16 protein-coding genes and 1 pseudogene are annotated in these 16,679 nt (G+C 55.8%); 9 read left to right on the plus strand and 8 right to left on the minus strand.

Going from position 1 to position 16,679, the window contains the following annotated elements; all coding sequences use genetic code 11:
* The first annotated feature begins 8 nt into the window (after window positions 1-8).
* The 9 genes and pseudogenes from PSR63_RS20230 (at window position 9) to PSR63_RS20265 (ending at window position 10,263) form a co-directional block, all read left to right on the plus strand.
* Window positions 9-1,958 carry a M28 family peptidase gene (locus PSR63_RS20230; RefSeq protein ID WP_274327493.1) on the plus strand — a complete coding sequence of 650 codons (1,950 nt, stop codon included), beginning with the start codon at window positions 9-11 and terminating at the stop codon, window positions 1,956-1,958.
* 95 nt (window positions 1,959-2,053) lie between these two features.
* Window positions 2,054-2,935: an alpha/beta hydrolase gene (locus tag PSR63_RS20235; RefSeq protein ID WP_443111051.1), complete on the plus strand. Its 882-nt coding sequence runs from the start codon at window positions 2,054-2,056 to the stop codon at window positions 2,933-2,935.
* Between the two features lie 43 nt (window positions 2,936-2,978).
* Entirely contained in the window at window positions 2,979-3,869 is an 891-nt protein-coding gene (locus PSR63_RS20240; RefSeq protein WP_274327494.1) for an SMP-30/gluconolactonase/LRE family protein, read from the plus strand.
* A 31-nt stretch (window positions 3,870-3,900) separates the two neighbouring features.
* On the plus strand, window positions 3,901-5,520 hold the full coding sequence (locus tag PSR63_RS20245) for a DUF6798 domain-containing protein (RefSeq protein ID WP_274327495.1): 1,620 nt from the start codon (window positions 3,901-3,903) through the stop codon (window positions 5,518-5,520).
* A gap of 49 nt (window positions 5,521-5,569) precedes the next feature.
* Window positions 5,570-5,992, plus strand: a pseudogene (locus PSR63_RS28255) (NUDIX hydrolase); the annotation flags it as partial.
* Between the two features lie 24 nt (window positions 5,993-6,016).
* A complete protein-coding gene (locus tag PSR63_RS20250) occupies window positions 6,017-6,145 on the plus strand; it encodes a hypothetical protein (RefSeq protein ID WP_261342357.1) in 129 nt (42 codons plus the stop codon).
* Window positions 6,146-6,293: 148 nt separating this feature from the next.
* Window positions 6,294-7,316: an N-acetyl-gamma-glutamyl-phosphate reductase gene (gene argC, locus PSR63_RS20255; protein WP_443111103.1), complete on the plus strand. Its 1,023-nt coding sequence runs from the start codon at window positions 6,294-6,296 to the stop codon at window positions 7,314-7,316.
* Between the two features lie 25 nt (window positions 7,317-7,341).
* Complete coding sequence (gene argJ / locus PSR63_RS20260) at window positions 7,342-8,535, plus strand: bifunctional glutamate N-acetyltransferase/amino-acid acetyltransferase ArgJ (RefSeq protein ID WP_274327497.1); 1,194 nt, start codon at window positions 7,342-7,344, stop codon at window positions 8,533-8,535.
* A gap of 270 nt (window positions 8,536-8,805) precedes the next feature.
* A complete protein-coding gene (locus PSR63_RS20265) occupies window positions 8,806-10,263 on the plus strand; it encodes a tetratricopeptide repeat-containing glycosyltransferase (protein WP_274327498.1) in 1,458 nt (485 codons plus the stop codon).
* 88 nt (window positions 10,264-10,351) lie between these two features.
* Here the strand turns inward: PSR63_RS20265 and PSR63_RS20270 are convergent, their stop codons facing one another.
* From PSR63_RS20270 to PSR63_RS20305, 8 genes are all read right to left on the minus strand, one after another.
* A complete protein-coding gene (locus PSR63_RS20270; RefSeq protein ID WP_274327499.1) occupies window positions 10,352-11,293 on the minus strand; it encodes a lactate/malate dehydrogenase family protein in 942 nt (313 codons plus the stop codon).
* Window positions 11,294-11,320: 27 nt separating this feature from the next.
* Window positions 11,321-12,187: a class II aldolase/adducin family protein gene (locus PSR63_RS20275; RefSeq protein WP_274327500.1), complete on the minus strand. Its 867-nt coding sequence runs from the start codon at window positions 12,185-12,187 to the stop codon at window positions 11,321-11,323.
* Between the two features lie 89 nt (window positions 12,188-12,276).
* The gene (locus PSR63_RS20280) at window positions 12,277-12,573 is read right to left on the minus strand and encodes a EutN/CcmL family microcompartment protein (RefSeq protein ID WP_274327501.1); all 297 of its coding nucleotides are present in this window, start codon (window positions 12,571-12,573) and stop codon (window positions 12,277-12,279) included.
* A gap of 10 nt (window positions 12,574-12,583) precedes the next feature.
* Window positions 12,584-13,240, minus strand: coding sequence for a hypothetical protein (locus tag PSR63_RS20285; protein ID WP_274327502.1), 657 nt, complete (start codon window positions 13,238-13,240; stop codon window positions 12,584-12,586).
* Window positions 13,241-13,242: 2 nt separating this feature from the next.
* Window positions 13,243-13,503 carry a EutN/CcmL family microcompartment protein gene (locus PSR63_RS20290; protein WP_274327503.1) on the minus strand — a complete coding sequence of 87 codons (261 nt, stop codon included), beginning with the start codon at window positions 13,501-13,503 and terminating at the stop codon, window positions 13,243-13,245.
* Between the two features lie 6 nt (window positions 13,504-13,509).
* Window positions 13,510-14,949 carry an aldehyde dehydrogenase family protein gene (locus PSR63_RS20295; protein ID WP_274327504.1) on the minus strand — a complete coding sequence of 480 codons (1,440 nt, stop codon included), beginning with the start codon at window positions 14,947-14,949 and terminating at the stop codon, window positions 13,510-13,512.
* A 42-nt stretch (window positions 14,950-14,991) separates the two neighbouring features.
* Window positions 14,992-15,450, minus strand: a complete 459-nt coding sequence (locus PSR63_RS28260) for a EutN/CcmL family microcompartment protein (protein WP_443111052.1) — start codon at window positions 15,448-15,450, stop codon at window positions 14,992-14,994.
* Window position 15,451: 1 nt separating this feature from the next.
* Window positions 15,452-16,642 (minus strand): acetate/propionate family kinase, encoded by a 1,191-nt coding sequence (locus tag PSR63_RS20305; protein ID WP_274327505.1) that lies wholly within the window; start codon window positions 16,640-16,642, stop codon window positions 15,452-15,454.
* Between the last annotated feature and the right edge of the window lie 37 nt (window positions 16,643-16,679).

A 16,679-nucleotide genomic window follows, 5' to 3' on the forward strand; every position in this document is an offset into this window, starting at 1 on the left:
TGAAGTTCATGCCCGCCGTATTGCTCGTTTTACTCTTGGCGATTCTTGGCCTTTGCGTAGGCTGTCAGCAGCAAGAGTCAGTTGCAGCTGGTCCCGATCCCGATCGGCAAATCAACGCGTCTGATTCCCCAGCGATCACCCACCCGGTTGCGGCCTATTCTTTCGCCGATGCTCAAATCGATTCGCGCATCTTGGAAGATATCAGCTTCCTGGCATCCGACGAACAGGAAGGACGCGGCCCCTATTCCAAAGGCCTGCAAGCTTCTGCTGAGTACATCGAAGAACAATTTGCCAGTGCCGGGCTCGATACCAAACTGATCGAAGGAAGACCGTTTCAAGTCTTCGCCTCGCGCGAACGCGTTGACCTGGGTGAGAACAATCGCTTGGCCTTTCAATCGGCGGACGGAAGTTCTCAGACGATTACTGGTGACGACTATCGTCCTCTCTCTCCGAGTACCAGTGGCGAGTTCGATCTGCCGCTGGCATTTGCCGGCTATGGAATCAGTTCCCCTCGCAATGTCTACGACGACTACGTCGATTTCGATGCCACCGGCAAAGCGTTGATCGTGCTTCGTCACGAGCCTGACCAGACTGGCCGCACGCAAAAGTTCGCTGGTTCTGATACTTCTAAGTACGCCTACTTGTCGTCGAAAGTGGACAACGCGATCCAGCACGGGGCGGCTGCGGTGATCTTTGTTACTGATGAAGTGGCGGTTCAAAAGGAAAAGAAGGGTGCCGACAAGCTGCTCTCCTTTCAGATTCGGATGCCCAAGGATTTTCAGCCGAAGATCCCCGTCATTCACATGAAGCGTTCGGCGGTGGATGCGTTGCTGAAGCAAGCCGATAAGCCTTCGTTGTCGGAATTGGAAACGAGAATCGATGAAGGGTTGCAGCCAAACTCGTTTGACGTGGCAGACGCCAGGGTGATCGGCGAAGTCGAGATCGAAACCTCGGAGCGAACGCAGCAGAACGTGCTGGGGGTGTTCCCAGGCAAAGGGAAGCTGGCTTCGGAAGTGGTAGTCGTGGGTGCTCATTACGATCACCTTGGTTACGGCGGTTCTGGTTCATTGGCACCCTGGACGCGTGAAATCCACAATGGGGCCGACGACAATGCTTCCGGGACGGTGGCGTTGCTGGAAACGGCTCGGCAATGTGCTGCCTGGGATGGAGCCGATCGCCGGACAATGTTGTTCATCGCTTTTGGCGCGGAAGAACAAGGTCTTATCGGTAGTGAGTACTATGTGCGTCATCCGCTATTTGCGGTCGAGAATACGGTTGCCATGCTCAACTACGACATGGTTGGTCGATTACGAAAAGATCGCCTGACGGTCTACGGGCATAATACGGCCGAAGAGTTTGAGGCATGGATGGACGAAGCGGCCGCCAAACATGACATCACCATCAACAAGATCCCAGGCGGATACGGACCCAGCGATCACGCATCGTTCTACGGACGCGGGATTCCTGTGATGCATGACTTCACCGGCTTCCACTCGCAGTACCATCGGCCGAGTGACGATATCGAACACATCAATGTGCCCGGTATCCGCAAGATTGTCGGCATGAACATCGAGATCCTGCAGCACCTGGTTAAGGATGAGATTGTTCCTATCAAGAACGCGGAGGGTTCGCTGCTTGATCTGTACTTTGGTGGCATCAGTTCCGCCGGCCAGCCAGAGAAAGAAGAGGGCAAAGAAGGTGGTAAGCGAGCTCTCGGTGTTCAGGTCGGGGATCCGCAGCCCAGCGGCATTCCGGTCATCAAAGTCACCCAGGGAAGTGTCGCGGAAAAGGCAGGTCTCCGGGGGGGCGATATCCTCACCGGCTGGGGCGAAGCCAAGATCAAAACGATTGACGAGTTGAGGTCAGCCGTTCGTGCGACCCAGCTCGATAAGAAAATCCCGGTGCGAATCATGCGTGGGATGCTCGAATTGGAAGTGGAAGTCGAATTCCCTCAATAGGCTCCTGTGCTTGAGCCCCGCAGGCAAAGCGATTAGGCTGATTTCTCTAGCCTTGCCTCCTTTCTTTTATCCCTCCAACTAAAGTGAATCTCACCATGATGCGGTTGCTCTTCGCGCTATCGATGTGTTTCTGTTTGCTTGTTTCGACGTCTTCTGCTCAAGACGAACAGTACAAGACTGGCCCTGATGCCGAGCGGAAGGAAGGCGTTCCCCAGGGGACGGTTACCAAGCATGTCTGGGATCAAAGCGAGATTTACCCAGGCACCGTTCGCGACTACTGGGTGTATATCCCTAAGCAGTACGAAAAAGGGAAGCCGGCGTGCTTGATGGTTTTTCAGGATGGAGCCGGTTTCGTCAACGAAAAGGGGCACACGCGGGTACCCGTTGTCTTCGATAACCTGATTCATGCTGGCGAAATGCCGGTAACGATCGCTGTCTTCATTCAGCCTGGTGTCGTGCCGCCGGCGAAGCCAGGTCAGAGTCCTCGCAAGAATCGTAGCTTTGAGTACGACACGCTCAGCGATCAGTACGTGCGATTTCTGTTAGAGGAAATCTTGGCGGATGTGGGCAAGCAGTACGATATCTCGGACGACCCGAAGCATCGAGCCATCTGCGGTAACAGTTCTGGAGGGATCTGTGCGTTCACGGCAGCCTGGGAGCGGCCCGACTCGTTTGGCAAAGTGGTGAGCCACATTGGCAGCTTTACCAACATTCGTGGAGGGCACGTCTATCCGGCGGTCATTCGCAAGACCGAAATCAAGCCAATCAAGATCTTCCTGCAAGATGGAAGCAACGACCTGGATAACTTGCACGGCAATTGGCCTCTTTCGAATCAGCAAATGGCTGCGGCACTCAAGTTTGTGGGATACGACTACAAGTTCGTCTACGGCGAAGGTAAACACAGCGCTCGCCATGGGGGAGCCATCTTCCCAGATACGATGCGTTGGCTTTGGAGCGACGTGGTATCGCAGAACTAGCTTCGTGGGTGACCTTCTTGCTAACGCCGTGGAGATGATGACGATGCGTATTCTACTTTCGATGGCACTACTATTTGCTTTTGCCCAATGGACGGCCGCTCAGGACATGCCCCTTTCCGATGTCTTGATTCCAGGTAAGGACTGGGAGTTGGTGGCCGATGGCTACAAGTTTACGGAAGGGCCTACGGTTGACGCCGATGGGAATGTCTTTTTCGTCGATGTGCCGAATCAATTGGTCCTCAAGGTCGACCATGCTACGAAGCAGGTCAGTACCTTTGCTCAAGGGCAGGGGGGAACCAGCGGATTGATGTTTGGTGCCGATGGTCGGCTTTACGGAAGTCAGAATCGGGATCGACGTATCGTGGCCTTCGACGCTGATGGCAAGATGGAGGTCATCGCCGACGACCTGGGAGCCAACGACCTGGTGGTTTCCAGCAACGGTAACATTTACTGCACCGATCCCAAGGGTCATCAAGTCTGGCTCGTGCGACCTAATGGACAGAAAGAAGTCGTAGCAAAGGATATCGCTACTCCGAACGGAATCATCCTGTGGCCGAAAGAGGGAACGTTGGTCGTGGCCGACTCGTCGGGTCAGAACCTGATCGCCTACCGCGTTGAAGAAGACGGCTCGCTAAGCTACGCAGCACCGGTCTATACCTGTCGCGTGAAAGAGAAAGATGCTCCGAGTCGTGCTGATGGCATGACGGTCGATTCGGCCGGACGTCTGTATGTAGCCACGGACGTCGGACTGCAGATGTTCGATTCGACCGCACGCATTAGTGGCGTCATGCACAAACCGGTGGATCAGTTTCTCTCGAACGTTGCGTTTGCCGGTCCTGAGTTGGATTGGCTTTATGTAACGTGCGGCAGTGGGATTTATCGCCGACCAACGCAAGCGACAGGGGTGCGATATGGTAAAGTGAAAGCTGAATAGCTTCACCCGTCCTTTCGTATTTGAATCGTCCATGAATCCATCGAACCCCAGCGAGCCGCAGGAAGCGGATCAGCCGCAGACAAAGATGTCGCCGCGGTGGATTCAATTTGGGCTGATTGTACTGTTGTTCTTCTTGCTGGTCGGTCCACTCACGCCGGAAGTCAACGAACCGCACTATCTTTCCAAAGCTCGGCACTACTGGAACCCTGCGTGGTGTCCTAGCGACCATTTTCTCAACTCCGGCGACGCGCACGGCGTCTTCTACTGGAGCTTTGGCTGGATCACTACTTTGGTGTCCTTCCCCGTTGCTGCCTGGATCGGTCGACTGATCTGTTGGGGAGCGATCGCCTATAGTTGGCAACGCATGATCGCGAAAATTGACCCGCGACCTTGGGTCGGTTTTTATGCGATTGCCGCCGGTGCGATGGGCATCATCTATCTCCATATGGCCGGCGAATGGCTCATCGGCGGCGTCGAAGCGAAATGCTTTGCCTACGCATTTGCCTTTTGGGGGCTGGGCGATGCCTTGTCCGATCGGTGGAACCGAGCCTGGATTTTACTCGGCATTGCCAGTGCGTTTCACGTGTTGGTCGGTGGCTGGATGGTCGTGTGTTTGATGTTCTGCTGGTTGGTTTGTCCGCAGCAACGACCCCGCTTGGTTTCTATTCTGCCAGGCTTAATTGCCGGTGGAGCCATTTCGTTGATCGGCGTGGTTCCCCTGTTGCTCCTCAACGGAGAGGCCAGCCCGGTTGAAAGTGCGTGGGCCAGCTACTACTACGTTTACGAGCGTCTGGCTCATCACTTGGTTATGCATACGTTTTCGTGGCAGTTCAAAGCTCGCTTCTTATTGGCGGCTATTGCCTGGGGAGTTACGGCTTGGCTGCTCCGCGATAACGACAAGCTTCGTATTTTGAACGGTGTTGTCGCAGGCAGCGTGGTGCTCGTGTTGATTGGAATCGCTATCGATCAGGCTTACTTTATTATTCTGCAAGATTGGCTGACTGGCTCGAAGCTACTGCGGCTTTATTGGTATCGGATTGCCGATGTGATGGTGCCTGTGGGCTTAGCCATCAACGTGGTTGTTTTGTGCGATAGGTACCGCCAACGCGCAACGCGGGCGACCGGCGTCTGCATTGCGGGACTATCGCTTCTGATTTTGGTAGCGATGTTCGTTCGGATCAGCGATCGCTGGACCGCGGCGGCGAGTCCCGCTGATCTGAGCAGCCTGGTGACCAGCCCCAAGGACTGGGCCGATACTTGCTACTGGATTCGCGACAACACGCCGGAGGATGCTGTCTTTTTGACGCCCCGCTTGCAATCGACGTTCAAGTGGTATGCCCAACGTGCTGAGGTGGTTACGACCAAAGATGTCCCGCAGGATGATCTCAATCTTCTCCAGTGGCGAGAACGCCGGGGTGATACCCACTGGCGAAGCTTTCATAATCGAGAAACGCTGAGCCTGGCCGGCCTGACTGAGGACAATATCCGCGAGTTGGCCGAGAAGTATGGAATTGGTTTTGTGGTTGTCGATCGGGCCTTGGCTCGGAAAGATGGTATATCCATCTCCTGGAGCTTTCCCCGCATCTATCCTGCAAGCGCCGATCAAGATTCCAGCTACGAAGTTTATGAGATTACCGACGAAGAAAACTAGAACGCAGCCATGGCTACGGTTGCTGCAAGATACGCTCGGCATGTCCGAGATGACCTTTCCGAAACTTCGGCACTCGGCTCCTAATCTCTCGTATGGTCGACACAAAGCGCCGGCCTACCCAAGGGCTCGTCAGGCCGCGAATCTGATTCTGATTTATCCCGACGAGCGGGGAAGTTGGACGATTCCTCTCATGATTCGGGCAGAGACGGAAGGAATTCATGCCGGCGAGATCGCTCTGCCTGGGGGCAGGTGCGAGCCAGGTGAGTCGGCCAGACAGACGGCGCTACGTGAATTTCATGAGGAGACTGGGCACCAGGTTCCCGTAAAGTCGGTGCTCGGCGAACTGCCCTCCACAAATGTTTGGGCAAGTAATCATCAGGTGCGAACCTTTGTCGCCCTTGAGCACTCTTTGCCCGTATGGAGCCCCGATCCGTGCGAGGTTGCAGGGCTCATCTTCTTACCGCTCCCCCATTTAATGGATCCCAGGAATTTCGGCATGCATCAGGTTACCCGCCGCCGCGTCCAATTCTCTGCCTTGCACTTGAATGTCGATGGACATCGCGTGTGGGGTGCGACGCTGCGTATGTTGGTCGAATTGGGGGAAGCCCTCACTTCGGCCAAATAACGGCTCGCCGAATTGCCTGTCTTCGTTAGGATGGGCACACCAGGTTCTTTGGATTCATCTAGCCCACTGGTTGGGGCCTCCCTATGTTCGCAGGCGGGTGGTCCTTTATACTAACCGGTCGGTTCTCTCTTTTGACTCAAGCAATGGGCTGCATGTCATGACGGTACGTGTTGGTATTCTCGGGGCCACCGGTTACACGGCTCTGGAATTACTGAAAATCTTGGTTCGCCATCCGGAGGTGGAAGTCACCACGCTGACGACTCGCCAAGAGGATCGTCCGCACTTGAGTGCCATTCACCCGCAATTTCATAAGGTGCTTGATCTGCACCTGGAAAACTTGGGGCCACAAGAGGTTGCCGAGCGATGTGATTGTGTCTTCGGTTGTTTGCCACATGCGGCGTCTGCCTCGGTCATTCCCGAATTCTTGGATGCCGGACTGAAAGTGGTCGACTTGAGCGCTGACTACCGGCTCAATGATCCTGCTGTCTACACTCAGTGGTACGGGGGCGATCACCCCGATGCCGAACGGATGAAGACAACCGTATACGGTCTTCCCGAACTGTTTCGTGAAGGGATCGCCGAAGCCAATCTAGTTGCCAACCCAGGCTGCTACCCAACGGGCGTATCGCTTGCTTTGGCACCACTGTTGAAAAATGGTTTGATCCGCCCCGATGGCATCATCGCAGACTGTAAGAGTGGTGTGAGCGGGGCAGGGCGAACGCCGAAGCTTGGCACGCTGTACCCAGAATGCAACGAAAGCTTCTCGGCCTATGGTGTCGGTACGCATCGCCACATGCCAGAGATTGAACAAAACCTGACGGTCTATTCCGGTAAACAAGCCAGCGTGATTTTTACGCCGCATCTGGTGCCCATGGATCGCGGAATTCTGAGCACGTGTTACGCGTTGCCTGATAAGGGCGCCTCGGAAGAGGAACTGCTTTCGCTACTGGCGGAAACCTACGCCAGCGAACCCTTTGTCCGCGTGCGTAGCGATTTGCCGGCGACCAAGCATGTCTCAGGAACGAACTTTTGCGACATCACGGTTCGTCGCGTGAAGGATCGCGTGCTGACGATTTCGGCCATCGACAACCTGGTTAAGGGGGCGTCGGGTGCGGCCGTTCAGAATTTCAACTTGATGTATGGTTTCGCGGAAACGACCGCACTGCTCTGATTGGTAGATTGAAGGAAGACTAAGGATGACTTCGCCCATTCCCGCTGGATTTCAACTCGGTGGCTTTCACTGCGGTCTGAAGAGAAATCCCAACAAGGAAGACCTGTCGCTCATTGTTTGCGATGAAGACACCGTCGCTGCTGGCGTCTACACGACGAACCTCGTCGTGGCTGCCCCGGTAGTTTGGGATCGTGAACGTACCCCTTCCGACAAAATCCGGGCGGTCATCACGAACTCGGGCAATGCCAACGCTTGCACCGGTGAGCAGGGAGATAAAGACAATGCTGAGATGGCCGGCATTGTCGCCAAGCAGTTTGGTGTCTCAGCCGATCAGGTTCTCACCATGTCGACCGGAATCATCGGACATCACCTGCCGATGGAAAAGATCCGCGCTGGGCTCGATCAAGTCTTCCAGAGACTGGGGACCGATGAAAGCCATTTCGATGCCGCAGCTCGGGGGATCATGACGACCGACAAAGGCAAGAAGGTGGCTTCACGCCAGTGTGAAGTCAACGGAAAGCCTGTCAAGTTGATCGGCATGTGCAAGGGCGCCGGCATGATCGCTCCGAACATGGCCACGATGCTTTCGGTCGTTCTCACGGATGCTCAGCTCAGTCCGCAGCAAGCCAAAGAAGTGCTGGCCGAGGTGACCGACAGCACATTTAACTGCATTACGGTCGACGGCCACCGCAGCACGAATGATACGCTTTTGCTGTTGGCCAGCGGCAAGGCCAACACGGGCGAACTCTCGGGTGCCGCTCTGGAAGGTTTCAAAGCCGAACTGCAACAGCTTTGCGAAGACCTGGCCAAGCAGATCCCTGCCGATGGTGAGGGCTCGACGCATTTGATCGAGATAAACATCGAAGGATGTGCCAACCGAGAAGACGCGTTCCGAATCGCCAAGGCAGTCGCTGACAGTGCTCTGGTCAAGTGCGCCATTACCGGTGGCGATCCGAACTGGGGACGTATCGTGTCTGCCGCAGGATACTCGGGCGTCCAGTTCGACCCTATGGGCATGGAACTACGCGTTAACGGGCACCTGCTTTACAAAGAAGGTACGCCGGTTGAGTTCGACGAGAAAACGGTCAGCCAGTCGATCAAGGATAGCTTCGAGACTGACGTTAATCTGCGATTCACCGAGGGAGACACCAAGTTCCGCTACTGGTCCAGCGACCTTACCGTGGAATACGTCAGGTTCAACTCGGAATATCGTACCTAAGAAAAACTTGCCAAAGAGTACACAGAGAAATCGAAGACGCCTGGGACCACGGTCCCTGGCGTTTTTTTGATCCGAGATGCGTCATGTGGCTATTTTCTTCTCACTGCTAGCATAAATCCGTCTTTGCGCGAAATCCTGCGCTCGCTACACTCTCGCCACGGCATGAAATAGGGCCGTATGAAGTCGCTGCGTTGCCCCACGCAGCCTTTCAATTCCCATCATGCATCGCCACGTCTACGCACCGCTATGTCCCTGAGGTATTCGTCTGCAATGACCAAGGAAGCTCGCAACCGTAAACTGACTACCGTCCTGGTAGTCAATGAAGAAACGGACTTGATCCGCGAGACGCTCAATAGTGTGCGTCAGATCGTTGATGAGATCGTGCTGTTAAACATCGGCAAGACCGATGCGATATCGTCCATTGCCAGTGAGTATCAGGCCCGAGTCGTCGCTCATTCCTGGCAAGAGTCGTTCGGTGAGGCACGCAACGCCGCACTGGCGCATGTGACTGGCGAATGGATCCTGTGGTTGGACCCAGGCGAGACGATCGACACGGAAGATGCTGCCAAGCTGCGTCAGTTCGTGAACAGCCAGGTCGATATTATGACGGCCTACGTGCTCTTGGTGCGTGCTCCTCAGGCCCCAGGAACCATCGGTAGCGAACAGATTGGCCAGGTTCGCTTGCATCCCAATCATCCTGGTATTCGCTACGAAGGCCGCGTGCGAGAAAACGTAATTCAATCGCTTGCCGAATGTGGCATGTCGATCGAAGCCGTTCCTTTTCTCGTCCAGCGCAACGTGATCGAGAGCGATTCAGCCTGGAAAATCAAACGAGCCAGTCGCGATGCCAAGCTGGTCGAACGTGAAATCAAAGAGACGGGTCCCAGTGCTCGCCTGATGATTTGCATGGGTGAAGCGGTGCAGACGCTGAATGATCAGGCCAACGCCTTGATGTTCTACGAACAGGCTTGCCGCTTGTCGGAACATGGCTCGGCCGAAATGCTTGAGGCATTCTACGGTATCCTTACCGCACTCGATGGCCGCCCTGATGGTCTCGATACCCAAATACAAACCTGCATGACGGCATTAGAGATCTTCCCACTCGATGCCCAACTGCTGTGTGCGGTTGGTGGTTACTTGCAATCAAAGGGACACCTCGATTTGGCGAGACGTTCCTTTGAAACCGCCTACAAACATGGCCAAATTAACCTCGAAACCTGGCACATCGACGATATCGACGAGATCGCCGCGTCCTGCCTGGCGATCACCACGCACGCCGTCGGTCGCGAAGAAGATGCGGAACGTATCCTATTGGAAGCTCTTTCGGATTGCCCTCGCTCGGTGCGTTTGCGTCGCCAGGTGATCGAAACCCACGTGAAGCATGGTCGTCGTCAGGAAGCACTCGCGGAACTTGATAAGCTTCCCGCCGATTACCCCAAGATCGAATCGCTACGCAGTGCGGTTCGAGGAGCGGCCCTTGCTTCGCAGAAGAATTGGGTTGCCGCACGTCCTTACCTGGAAGCCGCCTATCGTCAGGGATCTCGCGAACCGTTATGCCTGCGTTGGTATGCGACCACGTTGGCTGCCCTGAGCGAGTTAGAGACATCGCGAGATGTCCTGAAGGTCTGGAAGGAACGCGAGCCACACAATGCGGAACCAGAGGAACTGTTACGAGCACTGGTGGCCGGGCCGACCGTCCGGCAGACGGCTTCCAGCAAAGCCGGCTAGTCGAAACGCATCGTTTCGATCCGAACATGAAAAAAGCCTCGCAGTCGATGCGAGGCTTTTTGTTTATCTCGGTTGAGGCTCAAAGGCCTTACGAACGACCGACGCGGTTCAGCACGGTCGTCAGCGTTTCGCGAAGCACCGTACCGCTACGACGCAGGGCCTGGATTTCTTTGGGCCACAGGTCGAGTTGGTAGGTCGATTCGACACCGTTCTTGCCAACGACGGTGGGCACGCTCAAGGCCACGTCGCGGATGTCGTAGCATCCGTTTTGAATGCTGGAGATCGGCAAGATCTGATGGCTGTCCAGGGCGATCGCATCAATGACGTCGCGAATGGCGATCCCGACTGCGAAGCCAGCGCCACCCTTCTTCTTGATCACTTCCGCTCCAGAGCCCTTGGTACGGGTAAACAGTTCGTTTGCCGTGTTGGGGTTCCAGCCAGGGAACTTCTCGAGGGGCAAACCGTTGACCGAAGCAGACGACCAGATCGGCACCATGCTGTCGCCATGTTCCCCGAGGATCAACGCTTTGACCTGGGTCGGAGGCAGCTTGCAGGCCTCGGCGATCAGTGCTCGGAAACGAATCGTATCGAGCTGGGTTCCCAGACCAATCACGCGGTTGGTTGGCAGATCGAGCCGGGTGGAAGCGAGGTAGGTCAGAATGTCGACCGGATTGGAAACGACAAAGACCGTCGCGTCCTTCTTGTAGCCAACCTTCTTGATCGAATCGAGGATCGTCAAAAACAGGTCGACGTTACGATTGATCAGGTCCAGGCGGCTTTCATCTGGCTTTCGACGCAGACCGGCCGTGATGCAGATGATGTCCGAATCGGGAATGTGTTCGTAGCTGCCGCTGGAAATAATCTGATCCGCGGTGCTTGGGCTGCCGTGAAGCAGGTCCAATGCTTGACCGCCGGCGAGGTCAGCGTTGACGTCGAGCAAGGCGATTTCGCGGACGATACCGCTGCACTGCAGGGCAAACGCGGCACACGAACCAACCAGGCCACCGCCACCGATGATGCTAACTTTCATGGTTACTCTCTCGAACAATGGGGTGGATTAACGTTGCTTCGACAGCTCGGCCATCACGCGTTGGGTGATCATTTGGATCAGGGATTCCTGATCTGAAGATCCCGACGAAGCGGCAGGCTTACTCGAATTGGGGCCCATCGGTTCCGGGGCACCGAAGGCACGACGTTGGACGTGCGAGTCTTCCCAGCTGTCGCGGAAGATGTCGTTAGCACAGATGTCGCAGTCTTTGTACTCTTCGGTGTTGCGAGGATCTTTCCAGCCCCACTTGTCCTTCAGATCGAGCAGTTCACGCGACTTCTTCTCGTTCAGGAACTCGACGTGACCAAGCTGCTTGGCCAGGATCAGCATGCGGCAGTAGGCGTCCAGGATTTCTGTCCACCAGTAAGCACGCTCGACGTTCTCGCCGTAGCTGACGGTACCATGGTTGGCGAGCAGGATGACGTTGGTGCGATCGACGAAAGGAATGATCGTGTCGGCAAACGACTGACCGCCAGGCGTTTCGTACTTGGTGATCGGCACGTCACCCAGGAAGACTTCCACTTCCGGCAGAACACACTGTGGAATGGGTTCGCGGGCAATCGCAAAAGCGGTCGCGTGTGGCGGGTGGCAGTGCACGACGCTCTTGACGTCTTGTCGCTGCTTGTAGATTTCCAGATGCAACAGGGCTTCGCTGGATCGCGGTTTGCTACCGGCGATCTGCTTGCCGGTCATGTCGATCGTGGAAATGTCTTCTGGCTTCAGGAAGCCTTTGCAGTGCATCGTCGGCGTGCAAAGGACTTCATTGTCGCTGACGCGAACCGTGATATTGCCATCGTTAGCGGCAGCGAATCCTTTGTTGTAGATCCGCCGTCCGATATCGCACATGTCTTGTTTGACTTTGTGAACGTTCGTCATGCCGATTCGTATCTCGCAATCAAGGGGTACGTTTGGTGTTCTTCTCATTCCTGTCCCTTCGCCCCGGTGGAGAGAGGGGACAGGAATGCCTACTTCTTAGGTCGATAACGAATATCAACCGTGTCTAAAATGGCCGCGTTGTAGGCGTCCACTGGCTTCATGTCGGGGTAAAACGGTTGGGCCGCTTCTCCCCCTTCACTTAGCGCGATGTAATTGTCTTGGCCGGCGCCCAGTTCGTCGTAAACGACAAGCAGGTCATCCAGCGGAGTGTCTTCGTTTTCGATATCGCTCAACATCATGGGCACGGCCAGCTTCAGCACGGCACCCTGAAATTCAGGAACCGAGCGACTGAGCGTGACTTTTCCGATGATCTTGGCGATACGCATGTTGTTCTCGTTACTTGATCCAGTTGGGCCCGGTGGATCCGCGAAGGTTCCACAAGGTTGCCAGCAGTCGTGGGACATCCGAGTCCTGCCATTGCGCCGGGTGGCAAACCACCAGGTTCGCTCCCAGGCTCTTCGCCGCAGCCTGCCAGTCGTGACTTCCGCAAGCGACCATGGCTCGGATGCCACTGGTTCGATTGGCAGCTGCCACAGCAAGCTCCGGTTGTTCCGAGAGGATCACCGCCATCTGGTCACTCTTGGCCATGGCGATGGCCCGGTCGACCGCCTGGCTCAGGCTGCCAACTTGTTCGGTTCGCGGCGTCGACTGCCAGGCACCCGATACGGACTGCTTGGCGGCGTTGACCACCGCTGGTGTCATCTGCTTCTGGCCGCAATCGTTTTGGTCGATTCGGCGAAGCTCGACACCGCGTTGTTTCAGTTCATCTTTCACAGCCGGAGTCACAACCGCTTTGGTTGGAACGCACAGCACCGTGATCGATTCGTTCAGCTTTTCCTTTAGCGTTTCGACCGTAACCAACTTCACGTCCAGGCGAAGTTCGCCGACGGATGCCGTCGCCGTTGGAGACGATGCAGCACCATCCCGCATGAGTCGCTGGACGACCATCCGGACGATTCGTTCAATGTCTTGGCTACTAAAGTTGGACTGCACGTCTATTCGTCAATAATGCCGATCACCGTCCAACGGACTGGTGTTCGGGGGTAATTCAAAAGTTCGGATGTCGATTTGCCATCGCTGGTGATCATCACCAGTTCGCCTGGCCCTGCGTTGACCGCGTCGACCGCGACCAACGGATGACCATCTGGGGTCGTGCCGTCGACTTGCATCGGCTGCACGACCAACAGTTTCCAGCCTCGCATCGAGACGTGTCGTACTGTGCTGGTGGCCGTACCGACCACGCGTGCCGTTTGCATAAAGGACTAACCTTTCGCCGGATGTCCCAGGATGCACAAATCGTCAATCAGCGAGCAGCGTCGTTCCCGCGTGAAGGTCAGCGGAGTGGTGACGCCTTCGCCGGTTGGGGTGGCGATGGAGAACGAAATATAACCTTCGCCTCCGACCCCCAGTGCCGCGGCACAGGGACCATTTTTCACAAACAACGTGGTGTCCATCACGCGACCCATCTTGGTCATGTTGCGGACGTTGTTGCTGTGAATGATGGCCGTGTGGCGGAAACCGTGTTCGTAGTACCGTGCCTTCTCAATCGCTTCGTCCACGTCGTGGCAGCGAACGAAAGGAATGAACGGCATCATCTGTTCGACAGGGACAAACGGGTTGTGCTCGTCCGTTTCGCCAAAGACGAGTTCCACGTCTTGCGAAATGTTCTTGCCGGCGGCTCGTGCGAGGACGGCGGCGTCCTGGCCGATGAATTCCTTCGCGGCCACTTTCTTCTTCTTGCCAGGATCGCCGTATTCGGTGATCGCAACCGAGGTGAGTCGGTCGATCTCGCTGCCATTCAAGCGAACCGCTCCCGCTCGCTCCATGGCTCGCATCAGGTCGTCGAAGACCGAGTTCACGACGAAGACTTCTTTTTCGGCGATGCAAAGCAGGTTGTTGTCGTAGGCACCACCTTGAATGATGCAGCGGGCTGCACGATCCAGGTCGGCGGTTTCATCGACAACCACTGGTGGGTTACCAGGACCGGCAACGACAGCCTTCTTGCCGCTATTAAGTGCTGCACGAGCAACGGCGGGACCACCCGTGACGCAGATCATGGCCACATCGCGGTGATGGAAGATCAGGTCAGCCGACTCGAGAGTTGGTTCGGCTATCACACAAATCAGGTTGTCGATGCCCAGGTCGTCGTAGATGGCCTTGTTGAATCGACGAACCCCTTCGGCGGCGACTTGCTTACCGGATGGATGCGGGTTGACGACCAGCGTGTTACCTCCGGCGATCATGTTGACGGCGTTGCCGGTGATCGTGGGAAGCGAGTGCGTGACAGGAGTGATACAGCCAATCACACCGAACGGAGCGTGCTCGATCACGGCCAGGCCATGATCGCCGCTGAAGACCTCGCTGCGGAGGAATTCAACGCCTGGGGTTTTGCGACCCAGCAGTTCCAGCTTCTCGATCTTATGTTCGAGACGGCCAATCTTGGTCTCGTTCATTTCCATCGTGCCCAATTCAACCTTCTGGTCGATCGAGATACGGCGGATGTGATCGATGATTCGCTTGCGATCTTCGATGGTGCGTTCCGAGAGCTTTTCAAAAGCTTCGTGTGCAGCTCGCACGGCCTCGTCGGCACAGTCAAAGATCCCGTAGCGGCCGGTGAACCCGGAGGTAGCCGGTGGAGCATTGCCCACTTCGGCCAAAACCTGGGCCACTACGTTGCGAATGATGGATTCGTCAAATTGCATGATGTTTATATCCTCGCGTCAGCGCGTGAATGTTACGGCAGACTAGCTTTCCGAGTCTTCTTCGGTAGGTTCGTCCTTAGTTTTCTTCGGCTCTGGCTTGGGCGCAGATTTCGGCTCCGACTTGGGTTTTGGCTTCGGGGCCGGTGCTGGCTTGGCCTTGGCTTGCGGCTCTTTTGCGTCTGCGTCTTCGTCCTCGTTGCGGTCGTAAACACAGCAGCTTTCGACTTGAGCACGATCGACGATGCCAATCACGACACAATCGATCGGAAGTGATTTCGTTTCCGGAGTCAGTCGGGCACTCGAACCTTGCGTGATCAGTACGAAGTCCCCCACACCGCTACCGAGCATATCGACAGCGACGAACGTTCGGCCGGTGGTTACCAACGACTGGCGATCTTTCGCTTCGAGTCGATACGGCTCGACCACAAGCAACTTGTGGCCGACCATGTTGTCGACTTTCTGCGTGGATATGACCGATCCGGTCACTTTGGCGATAAACATTTTAGGTCGACTCCAGCAACTGCCGGGTTTGACGAGCAACGATGATTTCTTCGTTGGTCGGAATGACCCACAGTTGCGTTTTGCTGTTTGCCGAATGGAACGAAGCCTCTCCCTTGGCGGAATCGTTCTTCGCCTCGTCCAATTCGATTCCCAACTCTTGCAAGTTGGCACATACGTCCTTGCGTAACTGCTTACCGTTCTCGCCGATGCCTCCGGTAAAGACGATCGCGTCGGCTCCGCCCAGTTCGACCAGCATGCCGCCGAGGTATCGGCGAACTTCACTGGTAAACATGTCCAAAGCCAGTTGTGCGTCGGCATTGCCGTTAGCCGCGGCTTCTTCCAGGTCTCGCATGTCGCCGCTAAGGCCACCACTGAGTCCCAGTAGTCCACCTTGGTTCCCGATATAAGCGAGAACTTCGGTCAAGCTCTTGCCGGTTTTTTCCATCAGCAGCGGCAGGGCATAGGGATCAAAATCCCCGACCCGGTTGTTCTGCGGCAGTCCGGTTTGCGGGCTCATACCCATGGTCACAGCAACACTTTGACGATCTTTGATCGCACACAAGCTGCTGCTACCACCGAGGTGGCACGAGATGACTCGCAAATCGTCACGCCCCAGAATTTCTGCACTTCGCGTCGCGATATACCGATGGCTCGCTCCGTGGAAGCCCCACTTCTTGATCTGGAACTCGTCCGACCAGTCTTTGGGAATTCCGTAGTAGCGATTCCGATCGGGAATCGTTTGATGGAAGCCGGTCTCAAAGGCGGCAACTAGCGGAATCTCCGGAAGTTGCTCGGAAAGTAATCGCATGGCGGCGATGTATGGCGGGTTATGAGCCGGGGCGACTTCGTTCATTTCTGCCATCGCAGAAAGGACATCGTCGTTGACTCGTTGTACGCCTGATACTCGTCCACCGTGGACCGCTTTAAAGCCGATCGCCGATACTTCGGCGGCGTCCTTCAAGCATCCGTGTTCTGCGTCGGTCAGCTGGGAAAGGCATTTGCGAACCGCCACGGCATGATCAGGCATGTGATCCGTGACTTCTTCTTTCCAATCGCCAATCTGAACGCTGCAGGAACTTTCTGGAGATCCGATTCGATCGATCCCGCCACGGGCCAACTGCGTTTCGCTGTCCATATCGAACAAACGATACTTGAAGCTGGTCGAGCCGAGATTTGCTACCAGGACCTTCATTGTCTGGGACTCCTTTCGCTGGGGATGCTCCGCGGAC

It is taken from the genome of Bremerella sp. P1, assembly GCF_028748185.1.
Taxonomy (GTDB): Bacteria; Planctomycetota; Planctomycetia; order Pirellulales; family Pirellulaceae; genus Bremerella.